3 protein-coding genes are annotated in these 12,892 nt (G+C 59.7%); 2 read left to right on the top strand and 1 reads right to left on the bottom strand.

Translation table 11 applies throughout. From position 1 onward, the window contains the following. Nucleotides 1–173 precede the first annotated feature (173 nt). Together TBK1r_RS27960 and TBK1r_RS27955 are read left to right on the top strand one after the other, a co-directional pair. Complete coding sequence (locus TBK1r_RS27960) at nucleotides 174–6,728, top strand: type I polyketide synthase (protein ID WP_145218262.1); 6,555 nt, start codon at nucleotides 174–176, stop codon at nucleotides 6,726–6,728. Continuing rightward, nucleotides 6,721–10,791, top strand: a complete 4,071-nt coding sequence (locus TBK1r_RS27955; protein WP_419580470.1) for a non-ribosomal peptide synthetase — start codon at nucleotides 6,721–6,723, stop codon at nucleotides 10,789–10,791. The genes TBK1r_RS27960 and TBK1r_RS27955 overlap by 8 nt, the downstream gene beginning before the upstream one ends. A 59-nt stretch (nucleotides 10,792–10,850) precedes the next feature. Here the strand turns inward: TBK1r_RS27955 and TBK1r_RS27950 are convergent, their stop codons facing one another. Continuing rightward, a complete protein-coding gene (locus tag TBK1r_RS27950) occupies nucleotides 10,851–12,767 on the bottom strand; it encodes an SHD1 domain-containing protein (protein WP_145218258.1) in 1,917 nt (638 codons plus the stop codon). Between the last annotated feature and the right edge of the window lie 125 nt (nucleotides 12,768–12,892).

The following is a 12,892-nucleotide window of genomic DNA, read 5'->3' as shown; positions in this document are numbered from 1 at the left end:
AATCGCTTCAATTTTGTCTGTATGACTTGAGCGATTCCCCCGCTTTCGACGCAGGGAGTGATGCGGCCGACGCGGCAATCCACCTCGCATGAAGGTATTTTGTGGTCGCGACGGCATGCCCCGACGAGTTCGGCCCCTTACGATTTCTTGACTCTGCACCCTTGAATAAACCCGTGACGACAGATTTTCGCCCGATCGCCATCATCGGAATGGGATGCCGATTTCCAGGTGGCTGCGATTCCCCCGAGAGCTATTGGCAGTTGCTCGAATTGGGACGCGATGCCATCACTTTGACTCCACAAGACCGTTGGAGCCTGGAGAAGTTTTACGCCCCGGGACACGCCCGACCGGGAAAAACCCAAAGTCGCTGGGGGGGATACGTCGACGGGATCGACCAATTTGATCCGCAGCTGTTTGGGATTTCGCCGCGCGAAGCGGCCTCGATGGATCCCCAGCAGCGGATGTTGCTGGAGACGGCGTATCGGGCAACCGAGGACGCCGGGGTGCCGCTCGAATCGATGGCCGGCCGGCCGATTTCCGTCCACGTCGGGATCTCCAGTTTTGACTATGCCGTCGGTGCGCTCAGCTATCGTGACCGCGGTGTGGTCGGCCCCTACAGCAATACCGGCGGCAGCAGCAGCATCGCCGCCAATCGCATTTCGTATTGTTTTGACTTGCGTGGCGAAAGCGTCGCGATCGATACGGCGTGTTCCTCGTCGCTGATCGCGGTCCACATGGCTTGCCAGAACCTGCAATCGAGTGCCAATCAAATGGCGTTAGCCGGCGGCGTCAACGCGTTGATTCTGCCGGACTTCTTCGTCGCCTTCAGCCAGCTCGGGGTACTTTCACCGGACGGACGCTGCAAGACCTTTGACGCCTCGGCCAATGGCTACGTGCGCAGCGAAGGCGCCGGCATGGTGCTGCTAAAGCGACTCGAAGACGCCATTGCCGATGGCGATTCGATCTACGCGGTGATTCATGGTTCGGCGACCAATCAAGACGGCCGCACGGACGGATTGACCGTGCCCAGTCAATCAGCCCAACAAGCCTTGATCGAATCCGCACTGCAATCGGCGGGCTTGGCAGGTGACGACATCAGCTACGTCGAAGCCCACGGGACCGGCACGCCGATCGGCGATCCGATCGAAGCCCGCGCGATCTCCCATTGCTACGGCCGCAGCGGCTCAGACGCCTGCCGCATCGGCAGCGTGAAAACCAATATCGGACACCTCGAAGCGGGTGCCGGGATCGCCAGTGTGATCAAGGTCGCACTGTCCTTGAAGCATCAAACCATCCCCGCGCATTTGAATTTCGAAACGCCCAACCCGGACATTCATTTCGACGCCAACGGATTGCGGGTTCCCCGTTCGACCGAACCGTGGGATTGCGACGGACCACGGTTGGCGGGAGTCAATGGTTTCGGCTACGGCGGGGCGAACGCCCACGTGATTCTGGGACAACCGCCCCAAGAAGTAGCGAAACGTTCAGCGCCAGCGGTCGACCACCCACCGATGTTGCTGCCGATTTCGGCGCACGACAAGACCGCGTTGGCCGAAACCGCGTCACGTCTGGCCGATTGGATGGACGAACATGATGTTGCCTGTGCCGACGTTGCCGCAACCGCGGCGCGACGACGCAGCCATCATGATTGGCGCGGCGTGGTGGTGGGACGCAATCGTCACGATTGGGCTCGCCGGCTTCGTGAAATCGCCAGCGATTGCGACACGCATGCCCAAAGAGTGCGTTTAAATGTCTCCAGCCGAACCGACGCGTCGTCGCCTCCGGTCGCATTCGTGTGCAGCGGCCAGGGTCCGCAGTGGTGGGCGATGGGACGCGGCTTGCTGGAATCCAACTCAATTTTTCGCGACACGATTGAACGTTGTGATCGCGAATTTTCCAAGCACGTCGCGTGGTCGTTGATCGACGAACTGTGTCGTGGCGAAGACGAATCGCGACTGAATGAAACCGCGATCGCTCAACCGAGTTTGTTTGCCTTGCAAGTCGCATTGGCAGCGGTTTGGCAATCCAAAGGCATTCGCCCCTCAATCATCGTGGGGCACAGCGTGGGCGAGATCGCTGCGGCCCACGTCGCCGGCGCCCTCGACTTTGCCGACGCCTGTTTGGTCGCGATCCATCGCGGCCGCACGATGGACGCCGCGACCAGCAAGGGCGCGATGATCGCGGTCGGGCTGTCGCCTCAGGAAATTGAACCCTGGATTGCGCCGCTCGGTGACCGTGTTTCCATCGCCGCGATCAATGGCCCCGCGTCGCTGACCGTGTCGGGATGCGCCGTCGAGATCGAGACGCTGGTTCACCGCCTGGACCAGGCAGGCATCTTCTGTCGGCGTCTGGAAGTGGAATACGCGTTCCATAGCGCCCAGATGGATCCCGTCCGCGACGAACTGTTACGATCGTTGGCGACGATTCAGCCGAAGCCGACGCACACGCCGTTTGTGTCCACGGTGACCGGCGCTGTGATGGCGGGCACGGAAGTCGACGGAGAGTATTGGTGGCAGAACGTTCGCAAAAGCGTGCTGTTTTCCGACGCGATGGATGTGCTGGCGACTGAAGGCATCGAGTTGGCCATCGAAATCGGACCGCACCCGGTGTTGCGTTACGCGATCGCCGAGTGCTTTGCCAAACATCAACAATCGATTTTGGCAGTCGCGTCGCTGAATCGAAAGAAAGACGATGCGACCGTGATGGCCGAATCCGTCGGCCAACTGTATGCCTGGGGTTATCCGATCGACTGGAATTTGAACGCACCGGCCGATGCCCAGTACGTCAAACTGCCAGACATGGCGATGAACCGTCAATCGCTCTGGTTCGAATCTCACGAATCGAAACTGAGTCGCCAGTCAAACCCGGGTGAACCAATTCTGGGTCAAAGGCTCGATGGCCCGGACCCCAGTTGGCAGACTCGCATCGACCTTCGCTTGCAGGAATCGTTGGCCGATCACCGTGTTCGCAACGCGTGCATGATGCCGGCCGCAGCGATGTTGGAATTGGCCATCGCGGCGGGCGCAGTCGTCGGCGACGAGGATGCAGTCTCGCTGAAACGATTCCGATTGCAAAACCCTTGCCTGCTGGGCGAAGACTCGCCGGTACGAATTCAAATCGACTATGCACCACAGCGTCGACAGATTTCGCTCACCTGCAGCGGAATCGATCAATCCAATTGGCAACCGTTGGCCGTGGCGGACTTGAGCAGTATCGCCAGCGCACGCCTGTCAGATCGCTCGGCGCTGGATGACGCCCGACGACGAGCCACCGAATCGGTTTCCGCCGACCGGCTGTACCGCTATTGCAATCAGTTGGGGCTGAACTACGGGCCACGTTTCCGCGGCGTCAATGCAGCCTGGCGTGGACCGTACGAAGCCATCGTCGCGGTCGAATTCCCGGACGCGGAGAATTTTGGCGATGCCGCGGATCCGCTCGGATTCGGCTCGGCGCTCTTGGACAGTTGCTTTCACGGCATGATCATCGCCAGTCCCAATTTTGACGACGTCATCGACGGCTTGTACCTGCCCCAACAGATCGCATCGTTCGACGTCTTTCGCAAAGCGTGTTCGCCGTTGACGGCGCATGTGCGTTTGATCTCGAAAGACGACTATCGGATGGTCGCCGATATCGACATCTATGACGCCGATCAAAACCACTGCGTTGCGATCCGCGGATTCGAATCGGTTTCGGTGACGCGAATGAACCTGGAAGGTTCCGTGGACGAATTGTTGTACCGATACGTTTGGAAGCCGGCAGCCCCGGCGCAGCCGAACGATGCCGACACTGACAATCGAAAATGGCTGGTCTTTTGCGACCAAAGCGGACTTGCCGATGAACTGCTGGAGCGATTGCCGGCCGGCGAGAAAATCGTCACCGTCCAGCACGGCGCCAATTTCAAACGGTTGCGTGACAAATCATTCATCATCGATCCCGAGAACCGGGACGAGTTCGATCGCTTGTTGACGGACATCGGGGATGGCGTGACCGACGCGGTCTATCTATGGGGTCTGGATTCGCCCGACAACGTCGAACTCTCTGGCGACACACTGAACAAGTCGACCGTGCTGACGACGTTGGCACCGCTGCACCTGGTCGCCGCCTGGCAATCGGCCGCGGATTCGAACCGGCAATCCAAGATCGCTCGACTGTCCCTCGTGACCCGCGGAGCTCAGCCGCCGGATGAAACGATGCTGCCGATTTCGGTCGCGGCCGGTCCACTGATCGGTTTTGGACGAGTGATCGCGAGTGAATGCAGTCGTTTCAAGACCAAGCTGATTGACTTGGCCCCCACGGAGACGCCGAATGTCGCTTCACCGATTGCCGACGACTTGCTGGCAGAGCTGGTGGGGCGAATCGACGACGAAGACGAAGTGCTGATTCGCGATTCGATTCGTTGGGTCCGGCGGTTTGTCCCGGTCGAGGAACAACCGCTTCATCCCGAGAGCCGCCGCCGTACTCCGAGCGTACTGCGGCTGGGTGATTCGTCGTCGATCGATCAATTGCGATACGAATCGGTTCCTTCGGTCGGTCCCGCCGATGGACAGGTTGAGATCGAGATTTTAGCCACAGGATTGAATTTCAGTGACGTGATGAAGTCGCTGGATTTGTACCCGGGATTACCCGATGGTCCCGTCTTGCTGGGTGCCGAATGCAGCGGGCGAATCAGTCGTGTCGGACACGATGTCACCGAGTTCAACGTCGGCGATGAAGTGATCGCCGTCGCGCCGGGCTCGTTCGCGACCCACGTCATCGTCAACCAACACTTGGTCGCGCCGAAACCCCGAGCGCTGTCACACCCGCAAGCGGCAACGATCCCGATCGCTTTCTTGACGGCCGAGTATGCACTGGGCGAGTGTGCCCGCATTCGGTCGGGAGAACGCGTTTTGATTCATTCGGCCAGCGGCGGTGTGGGCATCGCCGCGATGCAGTTGGCGAAACTGGCCGGTGCGGTGACATTGGCCACGGCCGGTACAGATGAGAAGCGAGAGTTTGTTCGCCAGTTGGGCGCCGAAGTGGTGATGAATTCACGCGATCTACAATTCGCACGCGAGACGCTGGAACAGACCGATGGCGAAGGTGTCGATGCGATTTTGAATTCGCTTCCCGGTGAAGCGATCACGAAAGGATTGTCGATTCTGAAAACGGGCGGACGCTTTTTGGAGATCGGCAAACGCGACATCTATTCGGACGCCTCGTTGGGGTTGGAGATTTTCAAAAACAACCTTGCGCTGTTCGCCATCGACCTGGATCAACTGTTTCGCGAACAGCCCGAACGGATGGGCCAGCTGCTTCGCCATCTGGTCACGCGTTTCGAAACCGGTGAACTGTCGCCGCTGCCGGTCACGACGTTTGATGCCGATGAAACACGCGATGCGTTTCGATTCATGCAACAGGGAAAACACATCGGCAAGGTCGTCGTGGATTACCGCCAAGCCCCGTCGGACGTGTTTGCCGGACAGTACGAACCTGTTCGCTTGTCCGCCGAACGGACGTACTGGATCGCCGGCGGATTGGGCGGATTCGGATTGCGTGTGGCTCAATGGCTGGTCGATTGCGGTGCCAAGCACTTGGTGCTGGGAGGACGCAGCGCGGTCGTTGCGGCGGACACGCAATCGGTTTTGGATGAGTGGACGAAGGCCGGGATTGATGTGCGGGTGATGCCGGTGGACCTGACGTCGACCGCTTCGGTGCAATCGGTGGTCGATCAAATCGATCGCGATTGTCCGCCACTTGCCGGAGTTTTTCACACGGCGATGATTCTTGAAGACCGCCTGTTGGTCGATCTGGACCGTGCGACGTTGCAGCGGGTCCTCGGTCCGAAGGTCTTGGGCGGATGGAACCTGCACGCGGCGACCTGCGGTCATGATCTGGATCACTTCGTGTTGTTCTCGTCGCTGTCGAGTGTCTTCGGGCACGCCGGACAGGCAAATTACGCTGCGGCGAACGCGTTCCTGGATTCGCTGGCCCATTACCGGCGATCTCTCGGCATGCCCGGCTTGGCGGTCAATTGGGGACATGTCGGTCAGGTCGGCTACCTGGCCCAGCGCAGTGAGCTGAGCGAGCGCCTGGAGCGGCAGGGCGTGTTGACGTTCTCCGCCGACGAGGCGATGCGTTGTTTGGAACAGGCGATGCAAACCGACGCCGTCCAACAAAGTGTCTTGAGGATGGATTGGATGCGTTGGCGGGGGCTGGGCATCACCGGAGAAGTGTCTCCACGATTTGTGCATTTGTTGCGTGGAATGCCGGAGGAAACGACCGACGGCGACCGCTTGGCCACCGCGACGGAAGTCCGCGAGGCGACGGCCGACGCAAAGAACGCAATGGTTGCTAAAATCATCGGATTCAAGGCGGCCTCGTTGCTGGGGATCGCCCTTGAAAAAATGCCTTGGGACCGGCCCCTGTTGTCGATGGGGCTGGATTCCCTGATGGCCGTGGAGATGCGAAACTGGATCGAAAGCCGACTGGAGATTGATTTGCCGATTTCCGAATTGATGCGGAGCGAAAGCTTGCGAGAAGTCTGTCGCAACGTCACCACGATCATCGACGCGGGTACATCGCAGCCGAACCAGGCGGCGACGCCCGATGCGGAGACCGATGACGCGGAGAAGAACGGCGCAACGGCGGCGGAATTGCTGGAGCAATTGCCGGCGATGTCCGATGCCAACGTCGACGCGCTGTTGGCACAACTGCTCGATGGCACGGTCCCCGGACAGCCCCGTGAATGATGCGTTGGATGGTCTGTCAGGCCAAGAAAAACGCGAGTTGCTGGCCCGCTTGTTAAAGGAAAAGGCGGCCGCGCAGGGCGAACGGCAGCAACATTCCGCTGACGAGTTCCCGCTTTCGGCGGGGCAACAAGCGTTGTGGTACGCGTACCAGCGGGCCCCACAGGTCACTGCGTACAACGTCTCGCTGCCATCTCGGATTCGCTCGGCGATCGACCTCGACGCGATGCGACGCTCCGTCGAAGCGTTGGTCGATCGGCACAGTGCGTTGCGGACGGTGTTTGCCGAATCAGATTCAACCCATCAGCCCGTCCAGCGGATTCAGACGACGTTGACGCCGGAGTTTCGTGTGGTGGAGACGCCGTCGGCAAGCCAAACCGAACTGGCCGCACGGGTGACCGAAGAGATCAACCGCCCGTTCGATTTGACGCGTGGCCCGCTGCTTCGTCTGGCAGCCTTTCGAATCGCCGCCGATGATGTCGTCATGGTTGCCACCACACATCACATCGTGGTCGATTTCTGGTCGTTGGTCTTGATCATGGATGAAATCCGCCAGTTGTATCCAGCGCTGGCGAGCGGCCGGAAACCGAATCTGCCGCCTGCGCCGTGCAACTACGAACGTTTCGTGCGTGCCCAAGCCGACCTGGTGTCCAGCGACCGGGGAAAGCAGATCGCTGCGTATTGGCAACGTCAATTGGCCGATGTCCCGCCGGTGATCGAATGGCCGACGGATTTTGTTCGCCCCGCAGCGTTCACGCATCGTGCGTCGGTGGTTCCGCTGAAGTTTCCGCCCCAGATGGGGGCAAAGGTTTCCGCGCTGGCGCGTCGATTGGGCGTGACCGCCAACGTCGTGGTGATGGCGTTGCTACAGGTGCTGGTCGGACGGTTCGCAGGTCAGGATTCGTTCTCGATCGGGACCCCGTTTTCGGGTCGCAGCCAGCGGGAGTTCGAAAAGACAGTTGGATTCTTCGTCAATCTGCTTCCGATCACCGTTGATCTGTCCAACAATCCGACGCTGGAAGAACTGATCGCGACGGTCGGGCGAAACATGATCGATGCCTTGGCGGGCGAAGGCCTGCCGCTGGCTGAAATCGTTCGCGAGAGTGGCGTCGGGCGTGACCCACGTCGCCATCCGCTGTTTCAAGTCTCCTGCACGTTTGAAAAATCACAGATCGCCAGCGAACAGGGACGAGCGGGATTTGTCATCGGCAACGAACACGTCTTTGACGACTTCGCCGGCATGCGGCAAGAAAGTTTTCCGGTCCAGCACACGAGCTGTCATTACGACGTTGAGTTTGTCTTTGAACTGCATGGCGATGAACTCCGCGGCATGATCTGTTATTGCCGCGACCTGTTTGCCGCTGACACGATCGACTCGATGGCCCATCAATTTGTTGCATTGTCTGGTCAGCTGGTCGCCGATCCAAAATGTCCGGTGAAGCATGTCCGCTGGGCTGATGGTCATCGATTCGATTCAGACGATTTGAACGAGCCGCGTGAAACGTTGATCGACTTGCTCGGGGATTCGGAACACGAAATTGTCGCCGACGCACAACGCTTCGCAACAAGTCTGCAACAATGCGGCGTCAAACCCGGCGCGATGGTCCCGGTCTGTATGAAACGTGGCCGCGATGCCTGGGTCGGTATCCTGGGCGTGATGTATTGCGGAGCGACGCCGATTCCGATCGACGCCGAACAACCGGCGGTCGCGCCCGAGATGCTGCAACGCGATGCGGCGATTGAATTCGTCGTGGCCACAGCGAACGATCCATGGGCAAACGCTCTCGACGTGGCCGTCATTTCAGTGGACGAATTGGACCACCAGGCGACGCCGACCTGTCATCATTGTTCGCCCGACGACCTTGCCTACGTGATCTACACCTCGGGTTCGACCGGACGTCCGAAAGGCGTCATGGTTTCCCACGCCGCGATCACCAATGCGATGCGATGGCAACAGCGTGCGACGCCCTTTTCACAATCCGACCGTGCGCTCATCGTGTTGTCCCATCAGTTCGATGCGACGTTGCCACTGGTCGTGACCACCGCCCAACAGAACGCGTCACTGGTGTGGCCCGATGATCCGGGACGTCTGGATCTGGACCAATTGATCACACAAATCATTCGCGATCGCGTCACGATTCTGCAAGCCGTCCCGAGCGTCTTGCGGGCGCTCGCAGCGCATCCCCGATTTGCCGAGTGCACTTCGGTGCGGCAAATCTGGACGGGCGGCGAAACGATGCCGACGGAGTTGCCCGAATTAATTCGTTCCCAAGTCGATGGCGAACTTTGGAATTTTTATGGCCCGACCGAGGCCGCTTGCCAAGTCACGGCGCATCGTGTGACGAAAGTCCTACCGGGGAGTCGCATTCCGATCGGCCGTGAGATTGATGGGGTGCATATTCATCTGGTCGACCCGCTGCTGGCCCCGGTTCCCGTGGGCGTTCCTGGACAGATCGTGATCAGCGGTCGCGGTTTGGCCGACGGCTATCTCAATCAACCTGAATTGACCGAGCAAGCCTTCATCACCTCGCAACAGATCCTCGACGGCGAGGGCAAGCCGAGCCGAGTCTATCTGACGGGTGATCTCGGTCGGCGGCGCGGCGATGGCACGATCGAGTTTCTCGGCCGCGTCGATCACCAAGTCAAAATGCGGGGTTATCGCATCGAATTGGAAGAGATCGAGCGGACGATCGAGTGCTTCCCAGGCGTCGAGCGTGCGGCGGTCAAAGTGATCCAGTCCGGAACGCCAGGAGAACGACTTGCCGCTTTCGTTGCCGGGGTCGACGCTTCGCAACACGACGCGCTGACCCGTCATCTCACAGCCAGCCTGCCCCCGTACAAACGCCCCGCGTCGATCCATCTTGTGGATCAACTTTCGCTCAACACGAGCGGCAAGATTGATCGCCAGCGGTTACCCGAACCGGTGTCCAAGGACGCATCGACCGAGAATGTGTTGCCGCCGCGTAACGACTTGGAACAGTTTTTGGAGCTGCGCTTCGCCGCTGCGTTGGAGCAGGAATCCATCGGAATCGATGTCAATTTTTTCGAAGCCGGGGGAACGTCGTTGCAGGCTGCGGTGTTGACGTCTGAGTTGTCCGATGAGCTTGGTTTCGCGATCCCCACCGCGTTGCTGTTTGATTTGGGCGACGTCCGTTCGGTCGCAATCCGGTTGGTGGATCTGCATGAACCGAGCCTTCGAGCCCGATTCGGAGACGCGGCGATCGACGGATGTCGCGCTGCCGTTTCGGAAACGGAAAATGAATCGACGAAGGATGCCGAAGCGTTGTTGGTGGAACTGAAACGCGCCGGCGATGCTGCCCCCGTGTTCATGATCCATCCGCCGGGCGGGATCGTCGTCTGTTACCGCGAACTGGCGGGGATGCTTCCCGACGATCAGCCGCTGGTCGCGATTCGTTCGCGGGGACTACACGGTGATGAACGATTGCCGAGCACGTTGAGTGAAATGGCCAGCGACTATGTCCGGTCGATCCGGCGTCGCCAGCCGTCGGGGCGTTATTTCATCGGCGGTTGGTCACTCGGCGGCGTCATCGCCTTCGAAGTCGCACGGCGGCTTGCCGCCGACGGCGGGGACGTGGCGGGATTGATTCTGTTGGATTCCACGGTACCAGAGCGCAGTGATTCCGACGCGCCCGCAGCCGGACTGGAGTACGGGATCGAATTATCGCTGGAGCAGCTGAGTGAACTGTCCGAAGACGACCAGTTGCCGTTCCTGTACGAGCACGCCGAACGCTTGGGGGTGCTGCAAGAAGACACTCCGACGGCGGTCGTGCAGAAAGCCATCGCCGATCTACGGCGTTTGTTCGCCCACCACGTCGAGCTGTGCCAAGGGTATCAGATCCGACCGATGGACGTCCCGGTGCTGCTGTTGCGACCGCGTGATGTTCCCGGAAAAGCCGATGAGCGTCCCGATCGTGGTTGGGGGCATTGGACCGGCGACGTCACCGTGGGCACGGTCAGCGGGTATCATCACAGCATGGTGAAATCCCCCGGCGCCGGCGAGATTGCCGAGCAGATCGCACGGTTTGTCGCGTCGGTGAGGAATTAGGGGAGGGAAGGCAGAATGATAGGGGCAAGACGATAGGGGCAAGACGATAGGGCAGAGCTTCAGAAATCGACCCAGCGTCCGTTTTGGATGCGGCTGGTTCCAACGATGCTGCGGTGTTCCGGTTTGATGATCTTGGGCGGAATGTTGACGCGTTTGAAATACTCCGGATCGGCCTTTTCATAACGTTTCACGGCATGCTTGATCGACTCGCCCGCATTCAAGCGGATGATGAAAGGGACCATGTTTTCTGAACTGCGCTGCCACAGCGTGGTGTCGCCTTGGACCACTTTCAAACTGGCGCGATAGGGTTTCAGATTGACCGTTTCGCCTTCGCTGCGGAACGAGGCTCCGATGGGGCGGTAATTGAGCACTTGTTTTTCACCGCGCGTGATCGTCGCAACGACTTTGATGTCGGCGTCGGGAACCACGTTCCAGCCTGCTTTTTCCACCGCCTCTCGAAGCGCGTCTTCCATCACTTGTTCGTCGACGCCCTTGATGCCGCTGACTTCCAAGGAGACTTTGCCGCCGGGTCCAAGCAGCAACATGTCGTTGCCGGCATTCTTCAGCTGTTGCTTGACCTTGGCGATCGCACCATGCGGCAGCGGAAGACTGGTGATCATGGCCGGGCGCGCATTTTTGTCGATGCAAACGAATCCGCCGGGAACGGTCATTTCTTTCCCGCCGGAGGGCAGGTGATATTTCCAGACCGCCTGGGCCATCTCCAGATCGATCAACGCGAACTGGCTGAGCAACGCATCGTCACCCACCCAGCCGACCAACCGCCCGATCGGCGTTTCGACGGTTTCCTCCATCTCTATACCGGCGGACTGGAGATTCCAAACCGCCACTTGATTGCCGGCCGCCATCGCCAGTCGGCTGCCGTCGGGCGAAAAACGGACTTCGGGCGTCAGGGTTCCGGGAAAGGGAATCTTGCCGATCAGCTCGGCGCTGGCGACATCGATCATCTGGGTTCCGCCGCTGACCGAAATGGCAAGGAAACGTCCTCCGGCGCTGACGGCGACCTTGCCCGTCGCCGGCACCCGTTGAATCAAAAAGTGGCATTTTCCGTCATCAAGCGACCAACAATAAATCGACGAATTGACTTGCACGAGCGCTCGGGTGCCATCCAACATCGTGGCGAACTCCGCCTTCGGTTTGAATCCCGGTTTCTGCCATTCGGGCAAATGCCATCGCGCAACCACACGGGGGCTACCGGTCGCCAGGCCGTCCATGACCGCCAAGTCACCGCCCCGATCCGAAGGTGAATCGACACCGATCATGGCCACCGAACGATCGTAAGCGATGTTGTGGTCCAACAACAAAAAGGTCTCGTCGGACTCAAAGGCCAACTTCGGCTGCTTGCTGCTCTTCGTGGTCAGAAAGACATGCCCAAAATGCGCCGGGCTGACCGCATTGCCGTTGCGATGTGTCGACACCGCAAACACGGGTACGGTGGGATCGACCAGGATCGGTTGCGAAACACGGGCGTAGGCATCGAGCTGCTCAATCGGGCGGGCGAACTCGGCGAATTGAAATCCACCCACTCCCGGATCGGGCTGCACCGCAGGCATCGTCTCATCGACGTTGATGTAGATTTCCGTTCCATCGGTCGGCAACTCTTCGGTGGTGCTGCGCTGCGGGAACGATCCGGATGGAGACGGAGCCAGTTTGCGATCAGGGGTCGCAGGCGTCATCGGCTCCCCACCGGCAAATGGATTGACCGGCTCGGCATCGAGTTCTCGGACGAATTTGGCGTCGGCAGGGCTGAGAATATTCAGCGGAACGGTGATCACTCGACCATCGCTCTTCTGCAACTTGACTTGTGTTTCGTTGTGCTCAATCAGCTTGGCGCTGACCTGGAACTTACCCGTCTTGTCGGTCCACAACCGAGCGTCCGACTGGGCATGTCCGATCACAGGGCAAAGGCAAACCAGCAAGGCAAGCACGACGACGGTGCGGCGATCGACCTGGGGCATGGCACGGAAACCTGGAACGACGAGAGATCAGAAGAGCGGCCGGACCGGGCAATTATAACGTCCCGGGGAAGGCAGCGTGTTGAGTCCCCACTCCCACCCAACCGCTACTAACTAACCGCTAACCG

The organism is Stieleria magnilauensis (genome assembly GCA_007753675.1).
Taxonomy (GTDB): Bacteria; Planctomycetota; Planctomycetia; order Pirellulales; family Pirellulaceae; genus Stieleria; species Stieleria magnilauensis.
This window is presented reverse-complemented; position numbering and strand designations above follow the sequence as displayed.

Excerpts from the sequence above, each read along its gene's own strand:
- TBK1r_RS27950 (WP_145218258.1), bottom strand. The coding sequence starts at position 12,767 with ATGCCCCAGGTCGATCGCCGCACCGTCGTCGTGCTTGCCTTGCTGGTT.